This is a genomic window from Streptomyces sp. HUAS TT7 (assembly GCF_051550175.1).
Lineage (GTDB): Bacteria > Actinomycetota > Actinomycetes > Streptomycetales > Streptomycetaceae > Streptomyces.
Genome location: NZ_CP196175.1, coordinates 3,908,442 through 3,933,939, shown reverse-complemented (window position 1 = coordinate 3,933,939; position 25,498 = coordinate 3,908,442). Strand labels below are relative to the sequence as shown.

The following is a 25,498-nucleotide window of genomic DNA, read 5'->3' as shown; positions in this document are numbered from 1 at the left end:
GGGGGCCGGTTTTCCCACCCTCCTGTCCGTCAGGTGCCGGTAGGCGCCCCGGCGGAGACGACGATCCGCCGAATGGTGATCACACAGATGCCGCATCCAAGTGGCGCGAAGGGGCCGACCACCAGGTAATGGCAACAACTGGTAACTCAGTGCACAGGTGGGCCAAAGGTAAACGCACCCGTCCCCATGGAGCCGAGCATGACGACCCCTTCTTCGTCACCCCTACCCGAACCGCCGGGCATACCGCCTCTTCCCTCGGCCGACCCGTACCCGCCGGTCGGGTACACGGGACGCGTCGTGGAACCGCCCCCGCCCCCGCCCGCCGAGGACGTGCCGCCGCCCCCGCCGCCCCCGCCGGCCGAGGCCGCTCCCTTGTCCCCGCCGGCCGAGGACGCCCGACCCGTCGCCGGCAAGCCCGGGTCCGCGTACTCCAGCCCGGTCGACGGTCTGGTGCACGCCGCCGTCGCCGACCGGCCGTTGGAGGAGGTCGTCCAACTCATCACGCTCCTGGAGCAGTCGCCGGAGTACGCGCGGGCCACGGTCGATGCGCTCCACGCGGTCGGCATGGACCGTTCGGTGGAGGACATCTCCCGGCTGGTGGGGCTGCTGACGCGGCCGCCGCGCAGCCCCGACAGTGCCGACGAGGCGATCCGCGCCGCGGCCGAACACCGGCCCGTCGAGGAAGTCACCCGGCTGATGGCGCTGCTGCACCGGGATCCGCTGGAGCGGCACTGCGGAGAGGAGGCGATCCGGACGGCCGCGACCAACAGGCCCGTCGAGGACCTCGTGCAGCTGATCGGCCGCCTGGCCCAGGAGAAGCACCTGGAGGCGCCGCAGCCCGCCCAGGGGGCATCGGCTTCGGTGTCGGACGAACCGAACTCCGCCCTGTTGTTCGTGGACCCCCCTGCGGGCCTCCCCATGGTCGCCCAGGGCGCACCCGCCGACGCCTTCGTCCCGGCCGCCGAACGGCGTGGCCGTGCGCAGGCGCAGACGCAGGGCAGCGGCACCCCCCGCGCATGGCCGAGGTGGCTGACGTCTGCGGCGCTCGTCGTCTGCAGTCTGGCCTACCTCCCGCTGCACCGGGGCGGCGCGTCGTTCGGCTCCGCCGCCCTCGACCTCGGCGTGTCGGGTGTGTGCTTCCTGCTGGGGGTGGCGCTGGCCTTCACCGGATCGCCGGTGGTTCTCGCCCTCGGTGTGCTGGTGCCCTCCGCGCTGGCCTCCGTGCAGCTGCTGGAGGGTCAGTTCCATTCGCGGACCCTCTCCAGCGCTCTGGCGATCACCGCCGCGCCGTCCTGGGTCGCCGGTCTCGCGGCCGCGATCGCCGTGCTGCCGGCCCTGATGGCCGTGCTCGCCTACATCGCGGCCGCGCAGCCGGAACGGCATCCCCGGACCGAGCCCCGTTCCGTGGTGGAGGCGGAAAAACAGCCGGTCGGATGACGGAAGCCCCCGTACAAGCGACTCGGGCGGCCGGCCTCGGTGAGGCGGCCGCCGGCGTCGTGTCCCGCCGGACCCGTGTCACATCCGCCGACGCCGGCGCGTCAGCGATGTGACGGATCGGGTTGCTACGAGGGGATGCGGGCCATGGACGGGCAGGAATATCTGGCGGAGCGGTTCGAGTCGCATCGGGGGCAGCTGCGCTCGGTGGCCTACCGGATGCTCGGATCGCTCCACGAGGCCGACGACGCCGTGCAGGAGGCCTGGTTGCGGCTCAGCCGGTCGGACACCAAGGGGGTGGCCAACCTGGGGGGCTGGCTCACCACCGTTGTCGGGCGGGTCTGCCTCGACATGCTGCGCGGCCGGGCCTCCCGCCGGGAGGAGCCGCTCGGGCTGCGCGTGCCCGACCCCATCGTCGGCGGCGCGGACGACCCCGGCCCCGAGGGCGACGTACTGCTCGCCGATTCGGTGGGTCTGGCCCTGCTCGTCGTGCTGGAGACGCTGAACCCGGCCGAGCGGCTCGCCTTCGTTCTGCACGACCTCTTCGCCGTTCCCTTCGACGAGATCGCTCCCGTCATCGGGCGTACTCCGGCCGCGGCCCGCCAGCTGGCCTCCCGCGCCCGGCGCCGGGTCCAGGGCGGCGCCCCGGCCCCCGACACCGACCTCGCCGGCCGTCGTGCGGTGGTCGAGGGGTTCATGGCGGCGGCCCGCGACGGTGACTTCGAGGCTCTGGTCGCCGTGCTCGCCCCGGACGTGGTGGCCCGTTCCGACGGCGGCGAACTCCGGCCCGGCGGCATCCTGCGCGGCGCCGAGGCCGTCGCGAACGGGGCCCTGTTCGGGGCCCGGCTCGCCGAGTTCACCATCCTCGCGCTGGTCAACGGCAGCCCGGGACTCGTCTCGCTCACCGAGGGCCGGCCCCTGTCGGTCATGGCCTTCACCATCGCGGACGGCCGGATCTCCACCATCGACATCCTCGCCGACCCCGACCGCCTCAGCCGGATCGATCTGACCGTGCTGACGGCCTGAGGGCCGGTGCCGGTGATCACCTGAGTACCGGTGATCAGTGGTCCGCCGCCTTGAAGCGCCTCAGCCGCAGCGAGTTGCCCACCACGAACACCGACGAGAACGCCATCGCCGCGCCCGCGATCATCGGGTTCAGCAGGCCCGCCGCCGCCAGCGGCAGGGCGGCCACGTTGTAGGCGAAGGCCCAGAACAGGTTCGACTTGATGGTGCCCAGCGTCTTGCGGGAGAGCCGGATCGCGTCCGCCGCCGCCCGCAGGTCTCCCCGTACGAGGGTGAGGTCGCCGGCCTCGATGGCTGCGTCCGTGCCCGTGCCCATCGCGAGGCCGAGGTCGGCCTGGGCGAGGGCGGCCGCGTCGTTGACGCCGTCGCCGACCATGGCGACCGAACGGCCCTCTGCCTGAAGGGACTTGACGACGTCGACCTTGTCCTGGGGCATGACCTCCGCGTACACGGTCTCGATGCCGACCTCCGCCGCGACCGCCTCGGCGACCGCCCGGTTGTCGCCGGTCAGCAGGATCGGGGTCAGGCCGAGGGCGCGGAGGCGGCGGATCGCCTCGGGGCTGGTCTCCTTGACCGCGTCGGCGACTTCGAGGACCGCGCGGGCCTCGCCGTCCCAGGCGACCGCGATGGCGGTACGTCCCGCGGCCTCGGCCTCCTCCTTGGCCCGCTTCAGGGCCGGGGTCAGCTCCATGGCCCACTCGGTGAGCAGCTTCTCGCGGCCGACCAGCACGGCGTGCCCGTCGACGATCCCCTGGACGCCGAGGCCGGCGATGTTGGCGAAGTCCTCGGGGGCCGGCAGCGTACCGACCTCGGAAGCCGCTCCGTCGGCGACCGCGCGGGCGACGGGGTGCTCGGAGGAGTGCTCCAACGCGCCTGCCAGCCGCAGGACGTCGGCCTCGGTGACTCCTTCGGCGGTGTGGACGGCGAGGAGGGTCATGCGGCCCGTGGTCACGGTGCCGGTCTTGTCCAGGACGATCGTGTCGACCTTGCGCGTGGTCTCCAGGACCTCCGGGCCCTTGATCAGGATGCCGAGCTGGGCGCCCCGTCCCGTACCGACCATGAGGGCGGTCGGGGTGGCCAGGCCCAGCGCGCAGGGGCAGGCGATGATCAGTACGGCCACGGCGGCCGTGAACGCGGCGGTGAGGCCGGAGCCGGTGGCGAGCCAGAAGCCGAGGGTGGCGAGCGCGAGGCCGATGACGACCGGGACGAAGACCGCGGAGATCCGGTCGGCGAGGCGCTGGGCGGCGGCCTTGCCGTTCTGGGCGTCCTCGACGAGCTTGGCCATACGGGCGAGCTGGGTGTCGGCGCCGACGCGCGAGGCATCGACGACGAGGCGGCCGCCCGCGTTGAGGGTGGCGCCGGTGACGGCGTCGCCGGGGGCGACCTCGACCGGGACGGACTCGCCGGTGAGCATGGAGGCGTCGACCGCGGACGTCCCCTCGACCACGACGCCGTCGGTGGCGATCTTCTCGCCGGGCCGGACCAGGAAGCGGTCGCCGACCTTCAACTCGCCTGTGGGGACGGTCTGTTCGCGGCCGTCGGCGCGCAGAACGGTCACGTCCTTGGCGCCCAGTTCGAGCAGCGCCTTCAGGGCCGCGCCCGCCTTGCGCTTGGAGCGGGCCTCGAAGTAGCGGCCGGCGAGGATGAAGGCGGTGACCCCGGCGGCGGCCTCCAGATAGATGTTGCCCGCGCCGTCCGAGCGGCCGATGGTCAGCTCGAAGGGGTGGGTCATGCCCGGCATGCCGGCCGTGCCGAAGAACAGCGCCCACACGGACCAGAGGAACGCGGCCGAGGTGCCGAGCGAGATCAGCGTGTCCATGGTCGCCGCGCCGTGCCTGGCGTTGGTCCAGGCGGCCCGGTGGAAGGGCCAGGCGGCGTACGTGACGACCGGCGCGGCCAGGGTGAGGGACAGCCACTGCCAGTACTCGAACTGGAGGGCCGGGGCCATCGACATCGCGATCACCGGCACGGCGAGGACGACCGCGGTGAGCAGCCGCTGCCGCAGCGGCCGCAGCCCGTCGTCCGGCTCGGCGCCGTCCTTGGCTTCGGCTTCGGCCTCGGTCCGTACGGGCGCGGGCTCCTGGGCGGTGTAGCCGGTGGCCTCGACGGTGGCGATGAGATCGGCGACGGACACGTCCTCGCGGAAGGTGACCTTGGCCTTCTCGGTGGCGTAGTTGACGGTGGCCTCGACCCCGTCCATGCGGTTGAGCTTCTTCTCGATCCGGGCCGCGCACGAGGCGCAGGTCATGCCGCCGATGGCGAGCTCGACGTCGGCGGCGCCGGATGTGGCGGTGTGGCTGACCGGCATGGCTCTGTCCCCCAGTTCTCCGAAGTTCCGTTGATACCCCCAGGGGGTATCTCGATAGGTCATGTATACCCCCCGGGTGTATGGGATGCAAGGGGTTCTCGTTCGGCGCGACCCCGCCCGGGGTGGGCGCGTGCCGTCCGCCCTGGACTTCCGGCGCGGCGGAAAGGTCCGTACGGCCGCGTTTACCGTCCACGTGGGCGGGCATTCCGCGGCGTAGGCTGGTCAATGGACTAGACCTATTGGGGCCGAGCCGGGCCCGGGTTACGGAGGATTGGGGCCAGATGAGCAACCGTGCACTGCTTGAGGTGATCGCGCTCGACGCGGAGGACGCCGTCGCGGCCCAGGCCGGCGGGGCGGACCGCCTGGAGCTGGTCACCGACATGGCGGCCGACGGGCTGACCCCGCCCGTGGAGACCTTCGCAGCGATCCGCGCGGCCGTCGACATCCCACTGCGGGTGATGCTGCGGGCGGCGGACGGGTTCGCGGCGGGGGACGTCTCCGCGCTCGTACGGTCCGCGGAGGCGCTGCGGGCGGAGGGGGCGGAGGAGTTCGTCCTCGGCTTCCTCGACGAGACCGGGGGTCCGGACATGGCGGCCGTACGGGCCCTGGCCTCCGCGCTGTCCGGGTGCCGCTGGACCTTCCACCGGGCCATCGACCGGGCCGCCTCCCGGGATGCCCTCCGCAAGGAGCTCTCGGGGCTGCCGGGCCTCGACACGTACCTGACCGCGGGGTCGGCGCTGGGGGTCGACGACGGGCTGCCCGTTCTCCTGGCGGAGGCGGCGCGTCGGGATGAGCCGGGGTACGAACCCCGGATCCTCGTGGGGGGCGGGCTGCGGCTGTCCCACCTGCCGGTGCTGCGGGCGGCGGGGATCGACGCGGTGCACATCGGCGGGGCGTCGCGTCCCGACGGGTGGGGGGCGCCGGTGTCCGCGGCGGCGGTTGCGGAGTGGCGGGCGGCGCTGGACGCGTAGCGGGGGCGGGGCGGGCTTCACCTCCCGGTGCGGGGTCGTGGGATTCGGGCGGCTTGGGGCTGAGCCCCGGCCCCCTCTCCCGCCCGCCCGTTGCTCGGGGTGGGATGGCCCGGCCCCCAAATGGCGCTCCCCACCCCCCGGTTGAGACGGTGGACCCACGCAACGAAAAGCCTGGTCAGGGCGATGCAAAGGCAGCGTGGAGGAGTCGCGGGGATGTTGTGCGAGGCTGTGTTTCGGACTGAGGATCTGCCGGGCGCGGACCGGTTCGACTTCTGGCGCGAGCGGATCGGCCGCACCCACGCCCCCCTCGACCTCCACAGCGAACACGCCGCCGACTACCGCGGACACCAACGCGTCCTGAACCTCGGCGCCGTCCACATGTGGCCCGCCACCCACCAGTCCCTCACCTTCCGCCGCACCCCCAGGCTCATCCGCCAGTCCGACCCCGAGTCGTTCCACATCGGGATCCCGTTGAACGGGAACAACCGAGTCGCCTTCGACGACCAGAGGGCCTTGTACGGCGCCTACGACATACAACTCTTCGACAGCTCCCGGGCCTTCGAAGTCACCTGCTCCAACGGGGCCGACCTGTTCCAGGGGATAGGGATCGAGGTTCCCAAGGCCATCCTTCACCTGCCGCAACACACCATGGACCGCCTTTTCGCGCAGGCCATCTGCGGCAAGGACGGCATGGGCGCGCTGCTCGTGCAGTTCGTCACGCGGCTCGCCGCCGACACCAGTTGCTACCAGCCCTGCGACGGCCCCCGCCTCGGGACCGTGCTCGTCGACCTGCTGTCCGCCCTCTTCGCGCACACCCTCGACGCCGACCGCGTCCTGCCGCCCGAGACCCGTACCCGCGCCCTCGTCCACCGCATCCGCGACCACGTACAACGCAACCTGCACGATCCGCAGTTGACGCCCACCTCCATTGCCGCCGCGCACCACATCTCGACCAGTTATCTGCACCGGCTCTTCCGGGACGAGGACGAGACCGTCGCGGCCTGGGTACGCCGTCAGCGGCTGGAGCGGGCGTGCCGCGATCTCGCCGACCCGGCGATGTGCGCCACGCCCATCCACGCCATCGCCGCCCGCTGGGGATTCACCCGGGCCGCAGACTTCACGCGTGCCTTCCGGGGCGCGTACGGCGTGCCGCCCAAGGACTTCCGCCGACAGGCGCTCCACCCCCGCAGTTGACGCCAGTGCACTGAGTGCCAAGAACTGTGAACCCTGTGCAAACGACTTCCCCCGCCCCCTCCGGCAGGCTGAAGGCAATCACGTCATGACGCAGCACCGGCTCACACCGAATGCCGAATGCCGGATTCCGGATGTCAGACGCCGAATGAGGGGCAAAGGAAAAATGCGGGGGATGAAGAAGTCCCGGACTGCCGTGCTCGCGGGGATGGCGGGCCTCGTGGTCCTTCTCGACTCGCCCATGGCCATGGCCGCGAGCTGGCAGGGCAGGATGGTCGACGTGCGGGCCGGGTTCGAATCCCGTAGCTGGACGTCGCACTACAGCGGCTCCAAGGCCAGCTTCCAGGGGTGCCACTCCAAGGGCAACGGGCCCCACAAGAACACCGTGGCTATCTCGATGTGGGAGAACGTGCCGTTCTGGCCGGACCACCGGATCGGGGCCCCGGCCGTGCTGAGCGATTGTTTCAAGGACGGCAGCCGCTGGTCCTCCTTCTCCCGGGACATCCCGGAAGGTACGAGCGTCTACCTGCGGGTCGACCAGGTCAACGGCGAGGCCAAGGGCGACACGGTGAGCATCTACTCGATCGTCGTCTCTTCGTAGCCGCCCCGGCCGCCCCGCCACGAAGAGATCCACGGGGGTGGTCTCTTCGTGGCCGGCGCCGCGGCGTGTGCCGCGTAGGTGCTGCTCACCCTGGAGCTCATACGAAGTAGCTCTCACTGACTGCCAGTTGGGCCCACACCGTCTTCAGCGGGGGTGGGCCCTCGGCCGTGCCCCAGTGGTCGGCGAACTCCTGGACGATGAGCAGGCCGCGTCCTGACTCGGAGTCGGCGGGCGCGCCGACGGCCACCACCGGCAGCGCCTTGTCCGCCCGGGTGTCGGTCACCTCGATGCGCAGTACGCCGTCCTCGCGCAGCAGCAGCCCCAGCTCGAAGCCCCGTCCGGACACGTACGCGTGCAGTACCGCGTTCGCGGCCAGCTCCGCCACGATCAGCGCCGCCGTGCCGGAGGCCTCGCTGCCGTGCGGGACGCCCCACGCCTCCAGCTGCCCCTGCGCCAGCCTCCGCGCCAGGACCGTCGCCCGCCGCGTCGACGCGAACCGCTTTCTGAACATACGCACGGTAGCCGGAAGTTGACGGGCTCTTGCTTCGGTTTCGAGGTGCATGCAACCACCGTGCCGGGGCCGGATCGCCCGCGACCAGGCATCCGCCGCGTACGCTCCGCGAGCGTACGCGCACGCGGTGTAGACGGTACGCATCGTGTGCCGTAACTCTGGGTGAGTTGCGAACGCGGGGCGATCCGTTCACCGGGAGGTGGCCGCCGATGGCATGGGACCACGAAGCACACGATGGGGAGCCCGACTGCTCCGACAGTCTGCGGACGTTCGGCGCGGTCGTCCAGGCCCTGCGCGAACACGCCGGCCTCAGCCGCGAGGAGCTCGCGACGCTGGTCGGCTACTCCAAACACACCGTCGCCTCGGTGGAGTTGGGGCGCCGCATGGCCTACCCCGATTTCATCGAGGGCACGGAGGCGGCCACGGGCAACACGGGGGCGCTGAAGAAGGCGGCCCGCTATTTGAGCAGGCAGCCGGGCCTCGCATCCTGGTTCCGCAAGTGGGCCCTCCTGGAGCGGGAGGCGATCAGCCTGTACACGTACGAGTCCCGGCTGGTGCCGGGGCTGCTTCAGACGGAGGCGTACGCCCGGGTGCTGTTCAGTGAGCGCCTGCCACCGCTGACCGACGAGCAGCTGGAGTCGCAGATTTCGGCTCGTCTGGAACGGCAGAGGCTCCTGACCGAGCGGCCGAGCACCTCGTACAGCTTCATCGTCGAGGAGCACGTCTTCCTGCGGCGTACGGGTGGGCCGGAGGTGACCCGCGAGCTCATTGATCATGCGCTGGCATGTGTCGCGCCTCGCAACGTGCAGTTCCAAATCGTGCCTATGGAGAGGGACGTTCATGCTGCGCTGGACGGCCCGATCCAACTGCTAGAGACGCCTGGCAACAGGTGGTTCGGGTACTGCGAGGGGCAGGAGAGCGGCCAGTTCATCTCCGATCCCCAAGTGATCAGCACGCTCCATATGCGGTATGCGAAACTGCGCTCACAGGCCATGACCTACGAGGAATCCGTAGGCCTGTTGGAGCGACTGCGAGGAGCGCTATGAGCACCACCGCACCGGCATGGTTCAAGAGCAGCTACAGCGGCGACTCCAGCGGCGACTGTGTTGAAGTCGCTCACGTCTGGCGGAAGTCGACGTACAGCAGCGGTTCAAGCGGCGACTGCGTCGAGGTCGCCGAATGCTGGAGCAAGTCCAGCTACAGCGGCGGCGACGGCGATGACTGCGTAGAGGTGGCCGCAGGCCCCACCACCATCCACATCCGGGACTCCAAGAACAAATCCGGCCCTCAGCTCACCCTCTCTCCCGCCGCCTGGGGCGACTTCGTCGCCTTCGCGGGGCGGGGCTGACGTTCGCGGGTCGTCACGTACGCGACCCCAAGTGGCAGCAGAATCAAGGCAGTTGAGGGACAGGAGTAGTGGGGCGTTAAGCCCTGGGCTGCTCGATGCGCTGATCGGGGCGCTGCCGCACTGAGCCCCTCCGGAGGGGGGCTTTCGAGTGCGGGCACCCTGGGGCTGTGCGCCGGGCCCCCTTGCCGCGTTTTGGCCTGCGGGTGGTGGGGGTTGCTCGTGCAGCTCCCCGCGCCCCTATAGGTCGCCCGGCGCTGCTGGTCGCGGCCGATGACGCACGGCGAGACGCCGGCAACGGCCCCGCGGTCGCCGGCGACGACCTGACCGACCAGGCGCTGAACGCGGAGGCCGCCTTCCGGCAGACCTCCTGCCTGACCGCCGCCGCGCAGCCGCTCCGCTCCCTGGCCGACCTGGAGCCGACGACGCCGGCTGTGATGCACGGCTCCTCGTTCCACGGCGACGGCGGCGCCGTGCTGCGGGCCCTCGCGAATGGCCTGGAGGAACGCTTCAGCCCTGAGGCCGAGCCTCGCAACCGAGCGTGCTGGAGGGGCGGGGCACCGGCCTGACGCGGCCGTCCCGCGTCACCCGGCCAGTTGCCTCGGCAGCGGGGCCGTGTGGACGACGGTCAGGCCCGAGACCGCTCGGGTCAGGGCCACGTACAGGCGGCGCAGGCCCGTGCGCTCGTCGGGCTCGCCGTCCACGACCGCCGCCGGCTCGTCCAGTACCACGTAGTCGTACTCCAGGCCCTTCGCCAGCGAGGCCGGGACCAGGGTCAGGCGGGACTCGGCAGTCGTCTCCTCGCCCGGGGCCAGGTAGGGGAGGTTCGCCGCTTCAAGTGCCGCCGTCAGTACGGGAATTCGGGCATCGGCGGCGATCAGGCCGATCGAGCCCTCGTGCGCCAGGGACTCCACGCAGGCCGCCACGACATCCGCGTCCAGTTCCGCCGGCTCGCGTGTTTCCCGTACGTCCAGCGAGCCCGGCGTCTCACGTACCGACTCCACCGCCGCCAGGCCGGGGGAGATCGACGGCAGCAGCTTCGAGGCGTACGCGATGACCTCGCGCGGCACGCGGAAACCGGCCGTCAGCTCCTCGATCACCGCATCGTCCTTGCCGAGGTGACGCAGCGCCTCGGCCCAACTCGCCGTCGCCCAGGGCGTGGTGCCCTGCGCCAGGTCGCCGAGCACCGTCGCCGAACCGGTCGTGCAGCGGCGGCCCACCGCGCGGTACTGCATGGGGGAGAGGTCCTGCGCCTCGTCGAGTACGACATGGCCCAGCGAGTGGGTGCGGGCGACCAGGTCGTTCGCCTCGTCGATGAGGACCGCGTCCGCCGCCGTCCACTTCGCCGACTTCACGCTGCGCGCGGGCTTGGCTGAGGTGATCGTCTTCTGCTCGTCCGCTGTGAGGATGCCCTCGGCGTGCTCCGCCAGGAAATCGGGGTCGCTGAGCAGGCGCAGGACCAGCTTCGCCGGGTCGACAGGGGGCCAGATCTCCTTCACGGCCGCCTTCACCGCCGTGTTCCGGGCCACCGCGTCCTGGACCCGGTCGTCGGGGGCCTCGCCCGCCTGCTCCATCCGTACGAGAACCGTGTGCGCGATCCGCTGCGGCAGGGCCTCGCGGGCGGCGCCGTAACGGATGTCCCGGTCCCTCAACTCCTCGACGATCTCGGCGAGTTCGTACGCAGGAACCCGCCAGCGGCGCGAACCTCGTACGACCACCAGGGGCTCGGCGGGGGTGGTGACGTGGGACCAGACGGCCTTGCGGAGCACCTCGGCCATGCGGGCGTCGCCCTTGACGACGGCCGACCCGGCCTCGTCGGTGCCGCGCACCTCGATACCCGTCGTCACGAGGTCGTCGACCGTCGCCTGCTTCACCTCCAACTCGCCAAGGGCCGGGAGGACTTGCTCGATGTAGTGCAGGAAGGACCTGTTCGGGCCGATGACCAGGGTGCCGGTGCGGGCGAGGCGGTCGCGGTGGGCGTAGAGGAGGTACGCGACCCGGTGCAGGCCGACGGCGGTCTTTCCCGTGCCGGGGCCGCCCTGCACGCACACGCTGCCGCTCAGGCCGGACCGTACGATCTCGTCCTGCTCGGGCTGGATCGTGGCGACGATGTCGCGCATGGGGCCGACGCGGGGGCGCTCGATCTCGGCCTGCAGCAGCTTGCTGGTGGTGGCGGCCTCGGCGGGGTCGGTGAGGTGCTCGTCCTCGTACGCCGTCAGGTCGCCGCCCGTGTAGCCGAAGCGGCGGCGCAGCCCGATGTCCATCGGGTCCTTCTTCGACGCGCGGTAGAACGGCTGCGAGACGGGGGCGCGCCAGTCGATGACCATCGGGTCGCCGTCGGCGTCGTGGACGTGCCGGCGTCCGATGTAGAACTGCTCTCCCTCCGCCCCTTCGGCCAGGTCCGCGCCGGGGGCGTGCAGGTAGTTCAGGCGGCCGAAGAAGAGGGGGGTGTGGGAGAGGTCCGCGAGGGCCTTGATGCGGTCGTCGATCTGGCGCTGGAGGACGGCGGCGTTGACCCAGTTCGCGGTGACGTCCTTGATGTCGAGGTTCTCGACGTCTTCGCGCATCGCGCGGAGGGCTGCGCGGGATTTGGCCAGGTGGGTGCGTTCGTGGTGCAGGGGGTCCTGGGGGGCGGGGGGTTCGGGGTCGTGCGTCTGCACGGGGTGCCTCCGGCGGTTTGGCGGAGGGGGGATTTTAGGCGCGGGGCGGGGCGGGAGGCCAATGGTTTTCCCCCACCCCGCCCCTTCCCGAGGGGCGGGGGCCCGTCACCCCGGCAAGAACGACACGTCCAGGTTCGCCATCCGCTTCGGGTCCGCCAGAATGTTCATCTCCGTGATCCGGCCGTCCGCACCCAGCGTGAAGGACAGGAGCGAGAACGCCCGGCCGTCCTTCGCCGCCACGATGCCCGGCATGCCATTGACCAGGACCGGCTGGTTGAGCGCCGCGAACTTGCGGAAGGTGTAGGCCTGTTCGGCCACCACCCTCGCCCCCCGCACCAGCTTCGTCGCCGGCAGCGAACCCGCGTCCGCCCGCAGCAGCACGTCCGGGTCCAGGAGCGCGAGGAGGGCCTCGAAGTCGCCTCCCCGGGCTGCCGAGATGAAGGCGTCCACCACCTCGCGCTGGCGAGTGCGGTCGACGGACGGCGACGGGGACTGGCCCTGCACCCGCCTCCTCGCCCGGCTCGCCAGCTGGCGCGTCGCCGCCGGCGTCTTGTCCACGATCGGCGCGATGTCCTCGAACGGCACCGCGAACATGTCGTGGAGGACGAAGGAGAGGCGTTCGGCGGGGGACAGGGTTTCCAGGACCACCATCAGCGCCAGGCCCACCGAGTCCGCGAGCAGTACCTCCTGCTCCGGGTCCACCACGTCCACCGAGCCCACGATCGGGTCCGGGACGTGGACGTACTCGTACTCCTCGACATCCAGCGCCGCCTCCCGCCGGGTGCTTCGCGAACGCAGCATGTTCAGGCAGATCCGGCCCACGATCGTGGTCAGCCAGCCGCCCAGGTTGTCGACCGCGCTGCTGTCCGCGCGGCTGGCCCGCAGCCAGCCCTCCTGGACGGCGTCCTCGGCCTCGCTGAGCGAACCGAGCATCCGGTACGCCACCGCACGCAGATGCCCGCGGTGCTCCTCGAAGCGCTGCGCGAGGTATTCGTCGTCGTCCATGTCTCGTCATTCCTCCGTCGCGTGGTGGCGCTGCTCTGACAAGGGAGAGCGTGCAGATGTGACAGGTGGGTGGAGATCGCTGCTCATACCCGTAGGGGACGGGGTCGGACCAGAGGACTACGCGGGAGGTGAGGAGGTTCAGCCCCGGGAGCGACGTGCCTGGGTTGTCCGGAATCCATCATGGATACATGAGTGCAGCGACCTTCACCCCAGCCCCCTCCGCCTGCCCCGGCACCCCCAAGGGCGCCACGGCCTCGGGCGCCGCCCCTCACCGTACCCACATGATCGGCAACGCCGTCCGTGCCGCCAAGGTCCTCGCCGGTGCCGCGTTCAGCGTCGTCGTCATGGGGGAGTACGCGGAGGAGGCCGGCGTTCACCGCCGTCACCACTGACAGTCAGCCGGTCGCACCATTGGCTGTGGTGGTCAACTCTCAGTTGCCTGAGAGGAGTTCGTCCGCGTCCATGATCCGGTAGGCGTAGCCCTGTTCGGCCAGGAAGCGCTGGCGGTGGGCCGCGAAGTCCTGGTCGATGGTGTCGCGGGCGACCACCGAGTAGAAGTGGGCCTGGTGGCCGTCCGCCTTCGGGCGCAGGACCCGGCCGAGGCGCTGGGCCTCCTCCTGGCGGGAGCCGAACGTGCCCGACACCTGGATCGCGACGGTCGCCTCCGGCAGGTCGATCGAGAAGTTCGCCACCTTGGACACCACCAGGACGCTGATCTCGCCCTCCCGGAACGCGTCGAAGAGCTTCTCGCGCTGGGCGTTGGGGGTCTCGCCCTTGATGACCGGCGCGTTCAGGTGCTCGCCCAGCTCGTCGAGCTGGTCGATGTACTGGCCGATGACGAGGATCTGCTGGCCCGCGAACTTCCGTACCAGCGCCTCCGTGACCTTCCGCTTCGTCGCGGTCGTCGCGCAGAAGCGGTACTTCTCCTCGGTCTCGGCGGTCGCGTACGCGAGGCGCTCGGAGTCCGTGAGATTGACGCGGACCTCGACGCAGTCGGCGGGCGCGATGTAGCCCTGCGCCTCGATCTCCTTCCACGGGGCGTCGAACCGCTTCGGCCCGATGAGCGAGAACACGTCCGACTCGCGGCCGTCCTCGCGGACCAGCGTCGCGGTCAGACCGAGGCGGCGGCGGGCCTGGAGGTCGGCGGTGAACTTGAAGACCGGCGCGGGCAGCAGGTGCACCTCGTCGTAGACGATCAGACCCCAGTCCCGCGAGTCGAACAGCTCCAGGTGCGGGTACACGCCCTTACGGCGAGTGGTGAGCACCTGGTACGTCGCGATCGTGACCGGCCGGATCTCTTTCCGCGTCCCGCTGTACTCGCCGATCTCGTCCTCGGTCAGGCTGGTGCGCTTCACCAGCTCGTGCTTCCACTGGCGGGCCGAGACCGTGTTGGTGACCAGGATCAGCGTGGTCGCCTTCGCCTCGGCCATCGCACCGGCCCCGACCAGCGTCTTTCCGGCGCCGCAGGGCAGCACGACCACACCGCTGCCGCCGTGCCAGAAGCCCTCGACGGCCTGCTTCTGGTACGGGCGCAGCGCCCAGCCGTCCTCGGCGAGCTCGATCGGGTGGGCCTCGCCGTCGACGTACCCGGCGAGGTCCTCGGCCGGCCAGCCCAGCTTCAGGAGGGTCTGCTTGATCTGGCCGCGCTCGGAGGGGTGCACGGCGACCGTGTCCGCGTCGATGCGGGCGCCGACCAGCGGGGTGACCTTCTTCGAGCGCAGGATCTCTTCGAGTACGGGCCGGTCGGTCGAGGTCAGGACGAGGCCGTGGGTGGGGTGCTTGCTCAGGGTGAGGCGGCCGTAGCGGGCCATCGTCTCGGCGATGTCGACGAGCAGGGCGTGCGGGACGGGGTAGCGCGAGTACTCGACCAGCGCGTCGACGACCTGCTCCGCGTCGTGCCCGGCGGCCCGCGCGTTCCACAGGCCGAGCGGCGTCACGCGGTAGGTGTGGATGTGCTCGGGGGCCCGCTCCAGCTCCGCGAAGGGCGCGATGGCGCGACGGCAGGCGTCGGCCTGCTCGTGGTCGACCTCCAGGAGCAGGGTCTTGTCGCTCTGGACGATGAGTGGTCCGGTCACCTGGGGCATGTCCCTTCCGACGGATGGCCCGCCGGGCAGGGCGGGCAAACTTCCAGTCTGCCGCATCGGCGGCTCCGATGGGCTCCCGTACGCGGGGGTGCCTGGTGCCGGGGTGAGTACGGGGGCTCGTGGATGAGTACCGGACGAGTACCGGATGAGTATGCGGACGGTGCCGGTGGGGCGGGGGCGGGCGGTGGGATGGGGGCATGACGACGCAGTGGAACCCCTTCGCCCACCAGCAGGACCTGACCCGGCGCTGGGCGCCGGCCGACGGGCCGGACGCCCGGTGGTGGGTGGTGCCTTCCGTGTGCACGCTGGCGCTGGTGCTGTCCGCGTGGTTCGACCTCTCGGTGATGTCCGGGGTCGGGTCCACACCGGACATGGTCGCGCTGTTCTACGCGCTGCCGGTGGCGCTGGTCGGCGCGAGCTGGCTGCTTCCGCACCGGCGGGGTCTGCGGGGAGCGCGCACAGGTCTGGCGGCCTCGGGTGTGGGCGTGGCCCTCATGATCTCGAAGGTCCTGGCCATGGGCCTGTTGATCGTGTTCCTGTGCGTCGCCCTGCTCTTCGGGTGGAATTACGAGGGGTAGGTCCCGCACAAGGCGGCCCGAGGATAGGCGGCTGATCCCGGCAGGTCTAAGGTCTGGAATCCAGGACCAGAACGATGGGGGGCGCCAGGCCGTGGATCAGGACGATGCCGTCATCGGCTGCCCCGGAGTGCTGCTCGTCGCCACCCGTGGAACCGCCGGACCCGGCGAGGTCGTGGTGAGCGTACGAGGCGGTACGGAGGCCTTCCTCGCCTGGTCGGAGGAACCCCTGCCGAAGGGGGCGACCGTGCTCGTGATCGGATCCCGTGGCACCCGCCAGGTGGACGTCATCGAGTGGGCCGATCCGTTGGACGCGTTGGGCGGCTTCTCCGCCGACGCCGGCTAAGAGTCGTTTCTAAGGAGACAAAGGATGTTCGGTTACCGGGTGCCCGCCCCCGACGAGGCGATGCTGATCTCGGGTGGCAGGCGCGGTCTCGGGGGTGCCCCGTTCCGCGTAGTGACCGGCCACGGCAAGTTCGTCCTGCCGATTTTCCGCAAGACCCGCTTCCTCACGCTGTCGATGTGCGAGGCCGAGGTCACCGAGACCTGTGTGACGAGGCAGGGCATCGCGCTGCACGTGCGCGCGGTGATCGCGTTCAAGGTCGGCAACGACACCGAGTCCATTGTGAACGCGGGGCAGCGCTTCCTGTCCGACCAGGACCAGATGTCGGTCCTGACCGGCCGGATCTTCGCCGGTCACCTGCGGTCCATCATCGGCTCGATGACCGTCGAGGAGATCGTCACCGAGCGGCAGAAGCTCGCGGCGGAGGTCCTGGAGACCTCGAAGACCGAGATGGCGAAGATCGGCCTGATCGTCGACTCGCTGCAGATCCAGTCCATCGACGACGGCGACGTCGGCTACATCGACGCGATGTCCGCGCCGCACAAGGCTGCCATCCAGCGGGCCGCGCAGGTCGCGCAGGCGCAGGCCACCCAGGCCTCGGTCGAGGCCGAGCAGGTCGCGGCGCGCAACCAGGCGGAGTACGCGCGGCAGACCGCGGTCGTGAAGGCCGAGTACTCGGCGGAGGTCGACCGCGCGCAGGCCCAGGCCGCGCAGGCCGGGCCGCTCGCGCAGGCCCACGCCCAGCAGGAGGTGCTCCTCGCGCAGACCGAACTGGCCCAGCGCGCCGCCGAGCTCCGCCAGCAGCAGCTGGTCGCCGAGATCGTCAAGCCGGCCCAGGCCGAGGCCGAGCGCATCAAGGTGCTCGCGATCGCCGAGGCCGAGCGCATGAAGATCCAGGCGGAGGCCGCGGCGTCGTACGACCGGGTCGCGCTCGACCGGATGCTGATCGACCAGCTGCCGCAGATCGTGAAGGAAGCGGCGGGGGGTCTCGCGGGGGCGAACGTCAATGTGCTGAACGGGGCGGACGGGCTCGGCGAGATCGCGGCGGGTCTGGTGGGCCAGGGGCTGACGATCCTGGACTCGGTCCGGCAGAACCTGAGCGGGTCCGGCGACCCGCGCCCGGACTCCAAGGCCGGGGCCCAGCTGTCCCTGCCGGGCTTGCTGTCCGGCAAGGCCGAGCCGTCCCGCCCGGAGGGCAAGGGGGACGGGCCGGTCGACATCGACTAGCCGCCAGTGCGGGGGTGTTGTCGGGCGCGGGTGGCCTTGCGCTGCGCGCGCAGTCCCCACCCCGCCCCTTCCCGAGACCCTCCGGGGGTTGAAGAACCCTGGGGCTCCGCCCCAGACCCCGTTCGCGCCTAAAGGGCGCTCGTCCTCAAACGCCGGACAGGCTGAAGATGCCGACGCTGGCCAGGATCGATCCTGCTGGGGGCGCGGGGAACTGCGCGAGCAACCACGCACGGTCCGCACCCGCCCCCACTCCCCCCGGGGTCTGGGGCGGAGCCCCAGGGGGATGGGTCAGGCCGGGTCGTCGGCCAGTTCGGACACGCCTGTGATGCGGTGCAGTGGATACGTGCGGACCTCGTCCGCCGTGTGGTCGTACGCGGTGACGAAGCCGCCCTCCACCCGCACGGGTGCGATGACCCGCTGGCTCGCCGTGCCCTCCGCGTTCACGTACCCGATCCACAGCGCCGAGCCCGTCATCGCCGCCGCCTGCACCGTCGCCAGGGTCTCCGCCGGGGACGTCCGCGGCAGGGAGCTGTCCGTCCGCGCCGCCTCCGGCGACTTGCGGACGACCGTCGCCGCCGTGTCCCCCGCACGAATCGCCCGTACCGCCGCGTCAAGGAGTGTCTCGTCCGGCAGGGGCGGGCCGTCCGGGACCGGGACGGGCGCCGCGCGGCGCGGGGTGCGGCGGGAGTCGGCGCGGGTGATCAGGACATCGCCCTCGGCGGACTCGGCGGCCGGCGCGTACCCCATGGAGCGCAGCCCGTCGAGCAGCGCGGCCGGCTCGGCCGTGGTGGCCAGGACGGTCGGGGCGAGGCGGCGCAGCCGCAGGGGCTGGCTGCGCTTGTCGGCGAGGATCTCGCCCAGCATCGCCTCGTCGTCGCAGCGTACGTACGCCGAAGCGGCGCCCACCCGGAGGTGGCCGTGTCTGCGGGCCACGTCGTCGATGAGGTAGCTGAGCGGCTGCGGCACCGGCGTACGGCTGTGGTCGGTCAGGAAGGACTGCAGGTCGGAGGCGGTCTGACCGGCGTCCAGGGCGCGGCGGACCGAACCCGCGGTGAAGCGGTAGACGGTGGCGCCGCCCTTGGACTCGATGTCCGCGAGCACCCCCAGCATCGCCGCGAGCGGACGCCTGAGCGGGCCGGGCGCGACCGCCGTCAGGTCCGCCTGGAGCAGGACGTGGTCGACGGGCTCGGGCAGGTGCGGGGCCAGCGCCTTCGCGGCGAGCAGGCCGAGCGTCTCGCGTTCGACGGGGCCGGAGGCGGGGGCGAGCAGGGCGCGGCCGTGGGTGGTCAGCGCGCCCCGGCCGGTCACGCCCAGCAACTCGGCCTCGGACAGCGTCCATTGGGCCAGGCGCGAGCGCAGGTCGTCGGGGCCGCTGCGGGCCGGGCGCTCCCAGCGGAGGCGGGCGAGCAGCGATTCGGGGTCCGGCGAGGTGGCGTCGGGCAGGGTGGTGAGCAGGGTCAGGACGCGGTGGCGGACCTCGGGCGCGGGCGAGCGGTCGAGGTCGGGGCCGAGCGCCGAGAGGGTGCGGCCCTTGGCGTCCTGCTCGCCGACGAGCCCGGCGGTACGGGTCGCGGCCAGCCAGGCCACCGCGAGCCGGGCCCACCGCTGCGCGGGCGGCAGCTCCAGCCAGGCGTCGTACTCGGGGGTCGGCGCATAGCGCTCGTCCGCCTCGCCGTCGGACGCCAACAGGCCTGCCGCATAAGCGAGTTCGAGCCAGAACGCGGCGACCGGCTCGGGCGCGTCCAGGGCGGTCGCGGTGCGCTTGAGGTCCCGTACGGACAGGCCTCCGGCGCGCAGCACGGCGGGGCCGCCCTCGTTCCACTCGGCGAGCAGGTCCTCGACGGTGGTCAGTGCCATGAACGCCTGGCCCGCGGCGGTCGCGTCCACAACCTGTGGACGGTATTCGCGCAGCGGCGCGACGGCGGGCGGTACCGGCTCGGTCGTGCGGTGCGCTCGCCCGGCGCGCAGGTGCAGGGCGACCTCGCGCGGCAGCACCAGGGTGCGCGCGGAGGCCGGAAGGAGCAGGCCGTGGTCGCGCAGCCAGCGCACCGGGGGCGGCGGATCGGCGGACACCTCGCCGTACGGCGGGCCCCACACCAGGCGGTCGAGGACCGTGAGCGCCTCGGACGGCGCGGAGTCGAGCAGCTCCGTCATCCTCGCGCGGTCGGTGAACAGCGAGGTCAGCGCGGCGACCGCGGACACCGGGTCGTGCGTGGCCGGCAGCCCGGCGGCCTGGAGGATCTCCTGGACGCGGCCCGGAGACATCCCCGCGGTGGCCTCCGCGACGGTCGGGCCGAGGCCGGTCGGGGAGGGGTGTGTGGGGGAGGGGGCGAGCAGTTCGCGGGCGGTGCGCACCAGGCGCAGCCGGTCGTCGCCGCCCCAGACCAGGGCCTGTTCGCGCAGCGCGGCGAGCGCGCCGGGCAGCGCGGCCTCGACCTCCCGATCGCCGTCGTCCCCGGCGAGCAGGCTGCGTACGGCGTCGTACGGGGCCGGGTCCGGGGCCACGGCCAGGACCTGGGCGGTCTGCAGCGCGAAGCTGTCCAGCCGTTCGAGGGCCCGTACGACCGAGGCGCGGGTGCCGGCGCGGGTGGCCAGCTGGGTGAGGTCGCCCGGTACGGGGCTGAGCAGGTCGGGGCGGGTGCGCAGCAGCGCGGCGAGGGACTCGTCGGGGCGCGAGCGCAGGGCCTCGGCGAGGGTACGGGGTGCCGACGCGGCGGTGCCGGATGCCGTGGCGGCGGCTCGGGGCGCCGCGGCAGCCCTGTTCGTCGCGCCGGTCGTTCCTTCGGGCACGTGCGCCTCCTGATTGCGCTCGCCGGTCCCCATCCGCCCCACGGTAGCCCGTGCGCGCTACCGTCAGGACCCAGAGCCGGTGTCCGAAACGCGACCGGACCGGCGGACGCGGCCGTCGGACGGCCGCGGGCGGGGTCCGCGGAGGGGAAACGCGCGTGGGGATCGAGAGCGACCAGCTGGTCTACGACTACCTGAGCCGGGTCGGCGACCTGGCCCAGCAGCGGCAACTGCCCTCCGGGGACCGGATGCGCCTGGTGTCGTCGCTGCGCAACGAGATCGACAAGCAGCGGGCGAAGTACGGGAGCGAGACACCGGCGACGGTACGGCGTGTTCTCGGGCGGTTCGGGACGCCGGAGGAGGTCGTGGAGCGGGCCGCGTCCGGCTCGGGGGCGGGAGCGGGTTCCGGTTTTGCCGCGCCCTACGTTCCGGAGGCGGCGCCGGATGTGGCCGTGCCGGTTCAGCGGGACCGGCTGTTCCCGGGGCGGGGCAAACGCGTCCCGCGTCCGCGCTCGGTCGAACCGGACGAGGCGCCGCCCACGCTGCCCGCGCCGCCGCATCTCGCGGGCATGGACGAGCTCGGCGTGCAAGGCGACGAACCCGATTGGTGGCGGGTCGAGCCCGGCCCGCTGGGGGGCGGCGCGGGTGACTCCGTGGCGGGGTTCGTGGGCGGGGTGGAGATCCCGGAGCTTCTGAAGCCGCCCGGGGAGGGCGAGGAGGAGCCGGCCGAGTCGGTCGAGGCGGCGGAGGAGGACGTCGAGGCCGACGACGTGGTGGGGGAGGCTCCGGTGCGGCGGCGGGGACTGCGCCTGCGCCGCTCTGCCGCCGAGGTGCGTCCCGGCCTGACGAACCCCCTCCTGCTCATCGCGGCGGCCCTGCTGGTGGCGGGCGCGCTGTTCGGCCTGTGGCTGGCGCTGGGAGCGGGCTGGCTCCTCGCGTACGCGTCCCGCAGGCTGAGCCGGGCGGAGTCGAAGTGGGCGGTCCTGGGCATGCCGGGCCTGACCCTGCTCGGCGGCCTGGTCTGGCTCTGGGGCCGCCAGGACGGCCGCTGGGGCGACCCGATCGCGCAGGGCGAGATGGGGGCGGCCCTGACCGGGATGTGGCCGTGGCTGATCAGGGTGGCGGCGGTGTCGTCGGCGGGGTTCTTGGTGTGGCGGTCCCAGCGGGGCGGGAAGTGAGGGGGCGCGTTTTCCCACTCGCCCGCCCGTTCCGCAGGGTGAGAAGCCTCGGCTTCCAGCGGTGGGTTGCCCTTGCTCGGCGTCTGCGGCCCGTCATCTTCGGCGCCCGTCTGTGGAGGGCCGGCATCCTCCCCCAACCCCCGCGTTGTTCCGGGGAGTTGGAAGAGTTCGGGTACTCGGGGTGAGCTGGGGCCCACTGCTGGCTGCGGGTGTGTGGAGGATGGGCGTAGCCCCGGGGCGCAGGGCGCGTAGCCCCCGCCCGGGGCTGGGGCTTAGCCCTGGGGGTGACCCTTTCCACCCCCGTCACGGGCGGGGGTGGAAGACGCCCCTACCTCGGCAGAAGCTCGGCCAGCTGCCGCAGGATCGCCTCCGCCGCCCCGTACCCGATCCCCTGGATCCACAGCTGGTCGTCCACCGCGTGGGCCCGCCCCGCCCGCACCGCGGGCAGGCCCTTCCACAGCGCGCTGCCCAGCGTCTGTGTCGCCTTCGACTTCGCCGGGTCGCCGTACGTCGTGTGGAAGATGACGTCCGCGTCCGCGAGGTCGATCCGCTCGGGGCTCACGTCGTACGAGAAGCCGTCCTTCGCCCTGTCGACGACGGCGGGCCGCCCGAGGCCGACGTCGGCGAGGACCGTCGCGATGTAGTTCTTGCGGCCGTAGATGCGGATGTCCGCGCCCTCGACGAAGCGGACGACGTTCACCTTCAGTGCCGCCGCCTTGGCCGGCCCGCCGAGCTGCGCCGTCAACTCCCGTACGTGCGCACCGTATTCGTCCGTGACCGTTTTCGCCTCGGCCGCCCTGCCCAGTGCCAGCGCGTGCAGCTGGAAGTTCTGCTTCCACGGGAAGCCCGTGGACTCCGTCATCACCGTCGGCGCGATCTTCGACAGCTCCGCGTACTTGTCGCCGTGCCGCACCTTGCTGGTCAGGATCAGGTCGGGTTTGAGCGCCGCGACGGACTCCAGGCCGGGGCTCATCATCGCGCCGACGTCCCTGATCCCGGCCACCTTGTCCTTGGGCAGGTAGTCGAGGAACCCGGAAGCCACGTCGGCGTGCGTCGCGCCCACCGGCTTCACGCCCAGCGTGATCGCGGAGTCGAGTTCCGCCGTGTCCAGGACGACGACCTGTTGAGGGTGGTCCTTGACCCGCACGTCCCCCATCACTGTTCTGACGAGGTGCGAACTGCCGCTTGAGGCGGCGGAGTTGGGCCTGCCCGAGGAGCATGCCGTCGCCGTCAGGGCCAGCGCGCCCGCCAGTGCGGTGCGGCGGGGGATCGTCATCGGGGAATCCTCTCCGAAGGGGGCGAGTAGGGGGCGCCGGGCACCACCAGGGGCGAGCCCGTCACCGGGTCCGGGACCACCACCGAGTCCAGGCCGAACACCTCGCGTACGAGATCCGCCGTCACCACGTCCTTCGGGTGGCCCTCGGCGACGATCCGCCCCGCCTTCATCGCCACGAGGTGGTCGGCGTACCGCGCGGCCTGGTTGAGGTCGTGCAGCACCATCACCACCGTACGGCCCCGCTCGTGGTTCAACTGCCGTACCAGGTCCATGACTTCGACCTGGTGGGAGATGTCCAGATAGGTGGTCGGCTCGTCGAGGAGGAGTACGTCGGTCTCCTGGGCGAGGGCCATCGCGATCCACACGCGCTGGCGCTGGCCGCCGGAGAGTTCGTCGACCGGGCGGTCGGCGAGCCCCGACACATCCGTACGCTCCATCGCGTCCGTGACCGCCCGCTCGTCCGCCTCCGACCACTGCTGCCACCAGTGCTGATGCGGCTGGCGCCCGCGCGAGACCAGGTCGGCCACCGTGATCGCCTCGGGCGCGACGGGCGACTGCGGGAGCAGCCCGATCGACTGGGCGATCTTCCTGGTGGGGATGCGCGCCAGCTCCGTACCGTCGAGCAGCACCGCGCCGCCGCGCGGCTTCAGCAGGCGCCCGAGGGCCCGCAGCGTCGTGGACTTGCCGCACGCGTTCGGGCCGACGATGACGCTCACCCGCCCGTCCGGCACGGCGAGGTCGAGGCCGTGCACGACGGTGCGGTCCTCGTAGGCGAGGGTCAGCTCGCGGGCCGTCAGCCGGCTGGTCATCTACTTTCCTCCAGTCGTACGGCTGCGCACGATCAGCCAGATCAGGTACGGGGCGCCGATGACCGCGGTGAGCACGCCCACCGGAAGCTCGGTCGGCGAGAACAGCTTGCGGGCCAGCAGATCGGCGAGCACGACGATGACCGCACCCGTCAACGCCGAGCAGAACAAGGGTATTTGGGCCGTCCGCGTCATCCGGCGGGCGATCTGCGGGGCGAGCAGCGCCACGAAGTCGACCGGCCCCGCCGCGCCCGTCGCCACCGAGGCGAGCACCACGCCGATGACGACCAGGCCGAGCCGCACCCGGCCGAGCCGTACGCCGAGCGCGGTCGCGGTGTCGTCGTCGAGGGAGACCGTGCGCTGGGCGCGGGCCGCCCACAGCACGGCCGGCACGAGCGCGAGGAGCAACCAGCCGAGCGGCGCCGCCTCCTCCCAGCCGCGCCCGTTGAGCGAGCCGGTCATCCAGATCTGCGCCTGCTGGGCGACCAGATAGTCGCCCTTGGTCATGAACAGCGTGGTGATCGAGCGGAGCGCGATCGCGAAGCCGATGCCGATCAGCACGAAGCGCGTCGCGTGCAGCCCGCCCCGCCAGGCGAAGACGTACACGAGGGCGGCCGCGAGAACCCCGCCGACGACGGACAGATAGGGCAGCACCGTGTACGAGGTGACCCCGAACGTCATCGCGCCGACCGTCAGCGCCGAGGCGCCCTGGCTGATGCCGATGATGTCGGGGCTGGCCAGCGGGTTGCGCGCGACGGTCTGGATGAGCCCGCCCGCGATGCCGAACGCGGCGCCGACCATCAGCCCGACCACCATGCGCGGCAGCCGCAGCGTGCCGACGACGAGCTCGGCGTACGAGTCCTGGCCGGTCAGCACCTTGAGCACGTCACCGGGCGCCACGAAGCTCTCGCCCACGCAGAGGTAGGCGACGCAGATCGCGGCGAGGAGGACGAGGAGGGATGCCGCGACCACCGCCGCCCTGCGGTGCAGGAGGAAGGCCGCGTGTCCTGCCCGTACGACGGTGTAGCCCGCGGGGCGCACCCGTACGGCTGCCGTTGCGGAACTCATGCCGCCACCGCCTTCCCGAAGAACCGGATGCTGCTCACGCCGGGACCGCCTTCCTGAACAGGCGGACGCCGCTCATGCCGGCACCGCCTTCCTGCGGACCAGCGTCACCAGGAACGGCACGCCGATCAGGGCGGTCATCACGCCCGCCGGGATCTCGCTCGGCGGGAACACGATCCGGCCGACGGTGTCGGCGACCAGGAGCATCACCGGGCCCACCAGGGCCGCCATCGGCAGCACCCAGCGGTGGTCGCTGCCCACGATCGCGCGGGCGATGTGCGGGATCGCGAGACCGATGAAGGCGATGGGCCCGGCCGCCGCCACCCCGACACCGGTCAGCACGGTCGCGCCGATGCCGCCCAGGACGCGTACCGTCGCGACGTTCTGGCCGAGGCCCTTCGCCACGTCCTCGCCGAGCGCCAGCGCGTCCAGGCCGCGCGCGACCCAGGCGACCAGCACGACGCCGACCAGCAGGAACGGCCAGATCTGGTGGGCGACTTGGGCGTCCCGTCCGGCCAGCGAGCCGACCTGCCAGAAGCGGAACTCGTCGAGCGCCGCGGCCTTGGTGGTGAGCACGCCCATCGTCACGGACACGAGCAGCGCGTTGATCGCGGCGCCGCTCAGCGCGAGCTTCACCGGCGTCGCCCCGCCGCGCCCGCTGGAGGCGATCGCATAGACGACGACGGAGGCGATGGCCGCGCCCGCGAACGCGAACCACACGTACCCGGTCAGCGTGTGCACGCCGAGGAAGGCGATCGCCAGGACCACCCCGACCGAGGCGCCCTGGCTGATGCCGAGGATGCCGGGGTCGGCGATGGGGTTGCGGGTGATGCCCTGAAGCACCGTGCCCGCGACCGCGAGGGCGGCGCCGACCATCAGGCCGATCAGGGTCCGCGGCACCCGCAGTTCGCGGACGACCTCGGCGTTGGGGGTGCGCGCGCCGCCGAACAGCGCGTCCAGGACCTCCGAGGGCGGGATCTGGCGCGCGCCGACGGCGAGCGAGAGCAGGACGGCGACCAGGAGCGCCGCGACGGCCGCCGCCGTCGCGAGCACGCGTCTGGTCCGGCGGGGTGCGGCTGGCATAGGGCCCATCACAAGTTGGTGTTTG

23 protein-coding genes are annotated in these 25,498 nt (G+C 72.0%); 13 read left to right on the top strand and 10 right to left on the bottom strand.

The annotated features are described in order from the left end of the window. The first annotated feature begins 198 nt into the window (after positions 1–198). Both ACSHXC_RS17665 and ACSHXC_RS17660 read left to right on the top strand, forming a co-directional pair. Entirely contained in the window at positions 199–1,437 is a 1,239-nt protein-coding gene (locus ACSHXC_RS17665; RefSeq protein WP_438292505.1) for a hypothetical protein, read from the top strand. 144 nt (positions 1,438–1,581) lie between these two features. Then, the gene (locus ACSHXC_RS17660) at positions 1,582–2,460 is read left to right on the top strand and encodes a sigma-70 family RNA polymerase sigma factor (protein ID WP_438292504.1); all 879 of its coding nucleotides are present in this window, start codon (positions 1,582–1,584) and stop codon (positions 2,458–2,460) included. 34 nt (positions 2,461–2,494) lie between these two features. On the opposite strand, the gene ACSHXC_RS17655 is transcribed toward ACSHXC_RS17660, so the two are convergent. Continuing rightward, positions 2,495–4,765, bottom strand: coding sequence for a heavy metal translocating P-type ATPase (locus ACSHXC_RS17655; protein ID WP_438292503.1), 2,271 nt, complete (start codon positions 4,763–4,765; stop codon positions 2,495–2,497). Between the two features lie 281 nt (positions 4,766–5,046). Between ACSHXC_RS17655 and ACSHXC_RS17650 the strand changes: the two genes are divergently transcribed. The 3 genes from ACSHXC_RS17650 (at position 5,047) to ACSHXC_RS17640 (ending at position 7,528) form a co-directional block, all read left to right on the top strand. Further along, entirely contained in the window at positions 5,047–5,736 is a 690-nt protein-coding gene (locus tag ACSHXC_RS17650) for a copper homeostasis protein CutC (protein ID WP_438292502.1), read from the top strand. Between the two features lie 213 nt (positions 5,737–5,949). Next, positions 5,950–6,930 carry a helix-turn-helix domain-containing protein gene (locus ACSHXC_RS17645; RefSeq protein ID WP_438292501.1) on the top strand — a complete coding sequence of 327 codons (981 nt, stop codon included), beginning with the start codon at positions 5,950–5,952 and terminating at the stop codon, positions 6,928–6,930. 172 nt (positions 6,931–7,102) lie between these two features. Next, the gene (locus ACSHXC_RS17640; protein ID WP_438292500.1) at positions 7,103–7,528 is read left to right on the top strand and encodes a hypothetical protein; all 426 of its coding nucleotides are present in this window, start codon (positions 7,103–7,105) and stop codon (positions 7,526–7,528) included. Positions 7,529–7,625: 97 nt separating this feature from the next. Here the strand turns inward: ACSHXC_RS17640 and ACSHXC_RS17635 are convergent, their stop codons facing one another. Continuing rightward, complete coding sequence (locus tag ACSHXC_RS17635) at positions 7,626–8,039, bottom strand: ATP-binding protein (protein ID WP_438296646.1); 414 nt, start codon at positions 8,037–8,039, stop codon at positions 7,626–7,628. A gap of 209 nt (positions 8,040–8,248) precedes the next feature. Here ACSHXC_RS17635 and ACSHXC_RS17630 point away from each other — a divergent pair, with 209 nt between their 5' ends. The 3 genes from ACSHXC_RS17630 to ACSHXC_RS17620 all read left to right on the top strand — a co-directional run bounded on the left by ACSHXC_RS17630 (position 8,249) and on the right by ACSHXC_RS17620 (position 9,953). After that, entirely contained in the window at positions 8,249–9,085 is an 837-nt protein-coding gene (locus ACSHXC_RS17630; RefSeq protein ID WP_438292499.1) for a helix-turn-helix domain-containing protein, read from the top strand. Further along, positions 9,082–9,387 (top strand): DUF397 domain-containing protein, encoded by a 306-nt coding sequence (locus ACSHXC_RS17625; RefSeq protein WP_438292498.1) that lies wholly within the window; start codon positions 9,082–9,084, stop codon positions 9,385–9,387. The genes ACSHXC_RS17630 and ACSHXC_RS17625 overlap by 4 nt, the downstream gene beginning before the upstream one ends. Positions 9,388–9,593: 206 nt before the next feature. Further along, on the top strand, positions 9,594–9,953 hold the full coding sequence (locus tag ACSHXC_RS17620; protein WP_438292497.1) for a hypothetical protein: 360 nt from the start codon (positions 9,594–9,596) through the stop codon (positions 9,951–9,953). Positions 9,954–9,968: 15 nt separating this feature from the next. On the opposite strand, the gene ACSHXC_RS17615 is transcribed toward ACSHXC_RS17620, so the two are convergent. Beyond that, complete coding sequence (locus tag ACSHXC_RS17615; RefSeq protein WP_438292496.1) at positions 9,969–12,044, bottom strand: HelD family protein; 2,076 nt, start codon at positions 12,042–12,044, stop codon at positions 9,969–9,971. A 105-nt stretch (positions 12,045–12,149) separates the two neighbouring features. Continuing rightward, positions 12,150–13,049: a sigma-70 family RNA polymerase sigma factor gene (locus ACSHXC_RS17610; RefSeq protein ID WP_438292495.1), complete on the bottom strand. Its 900-nt coding sequence runs from the start codon at positions 13,047–13,049 to the stop codon at positions 12,150–12,152. 188 nt (positions 13,050–13,237) lie between these two features. On the opposite strand from ACSHXC_RS17610, the gene ACSHXC_RS17605 reads away from it, so the two are divergent. Next, on the top strand, positions 13,238–13,441 hold the full coding sequence (locus ACSHXC_RS17605; RefSeq protein ID WP_438292494.1) for a hypothetical protein: 204 nt from the start codon (positions 13,238–13,240) through the stop codon (positions 13,439–13,441). 39 nt (positions 13,442–13,480) lie between these two features. Here ACSHXC_RS17605 and ACSHXC_RS17600 read toward each other — a convergent pair whose 3' ends face one another. Then, positions 13,481–15,124, bottom strand: a complete 1,644-nt coding sequence (locus ACSHXC_RS17600) for a DNA repair helicase XPB (protein ID WP_438292493.1) — start codon at positions 15,122–15,124, stop codon at positions 13,481–13,483. Between the two features lie 206 nt (positions 15,125–15,330). Between ACSHXC_RS17600 and ACSHXC_RS17595 the strand changes: the two genes are divergently transcribed. From ACSHXC_RS17595 to ACSHXC_RS17585, 3 genes are all read left to right on the top strand, one after another. Continuing rightward, the gene (locus tag ACSHXC_RS17595; RefSeq protein WP_438292492.1) at positions 15,331–15,711 is read left to right on the top strand and encodes a hypothetical protein; all 381 of its coding nucleotides are present in this window, start codon (positions 15,331–15,333) and stop codon (positions 15,709–15,711) included. A 91-nt stretch (positions 15,712–15,802) separates the two neighbouring features. Then, on the top strand, positions 15,803–16,054 hold the full coding sequence (locus tag ACSHXC_RS17590) for a hypothetical protein (protein WP_189965201.1): 252 nt from the start codon (positions 15,803–15,805) through the stop codon (positions 16,052–16,054). A gap of 24 nt (positions 16,055–16,078) precedes the next feature. Next, positions 16,079–17,278 carry an SPFH domain-containing protein gene (locus ACSHXC_RS17585; protein WP_438292491.1) on the top strand — a complete coding sequence of 400 codons (1,200 nt, stop codon included), beginning with the start codon at positions 16,079–16,081 and terminating at the stop codon, positions 17,276–17,278. A 288-nt stretch (positions 17,279–17,566) separates the two neighbouring features. Here ACSHXC_RS17585 and ACSHXC_RS17580 read toward each other — a convergent pair whose 3' ends face one another. Next, positions 17,567–20,101, bottom strand: a complete 2,535-nt coding sequence (locus tag ACSHXC_RS17580) for a helicase-associated domain-containing protein (protein ID WP_438292490.1) — start codon at positions 20,099–20,101, stop codon at positions 17,567–17,569. Between the two features lie 122 nt (positions 20,102–20,223). Here ACSHXC_RS17580 and ACSHXC_RS17575 point away from each other — a divergent pair, with 122 nt between their 5' ends. Continuing rightward, positions 20,224–21,243 carry a hypothetical protein gene (locus ACSHXC_RS17575; protein ID WP_438292489.1) on the top strand — a complete coding sequence of 340 codons (1,020 nt, stop codon included), beginning with the start codon at positions 20,224–20,226 and terminating at the stop codon, positions 21,241–21,243. Between the two features lie 328 nt (positions 21,244–21,571). Here the strand turns inward: ACSHXC_RS17575 and ACSHXC_RS17570 are convergent, their stop codons facing one another. The 4 genes from ACSHXC_RS17570 to ACSHXC_RS17555 all read right to left on the bottom strand — a co-directional run bounded on the left by ACSHXC_RS17570 (position 21,572) and on the right by ACSHXC_RS17555 (position 25,473). Next, positions 21,572–22,519 (bottom strand): ABC transporter substrate-binding protein, encoded by a 948-nt coding sequence (locus ACSHXC_RS17570; RefSeq protein WP_438292488.1) that lies wholly within the window; start codon positions 22,517–22,519, stop codon positions 21,572–21,574. Beyond that, the gene (locus ACSHXC_RS17565) at positions 22,516–23,328 is read right to left on the bottom strand and encodes an ABC transporter ATP-binding protein (protein ID WP_438292487.1); all 813 of its coding nucleotides are present in this window, start codon (positions 23,326–23,328) and stop codon (positions 22,516–22,518) included. The genes ACSHXC_RS17570 and ACSHXC_RS17565 overlap by 4 nt, the downstream gene beginning before the upstream one ends. Next, positions 23,329–24,393 carry a FecCD family ABC transporter permease gene (locus tag ACSHXC_RS17560; RefSeq protein WP_438292486.1) on the bottom strand — a complete coding sequence of 355 codons (1,065 nt, stop codon included), beginning with the start codon at positions 24,391–24,393 and terminating at the stop codon, positions 23,329–23,331. A gap of 72 nt (positions 24,394–24,465) precedes the next feature. After that, the gene (locus tag ACSHXC_RS17555; protein WP_438292485.1) at positions 24,466–25,473 is read right to left on the bottom strand and encodes a FecCD family ABC transporter permease; all 1,008 of its coding nucleotides are present in this window, start codon (positions 25,471–25,473) and stop codon (positions 24,466–24,468) included. Between the last annotated feature and the right edge of the window lie 25 nt (positions 25,474–25,498).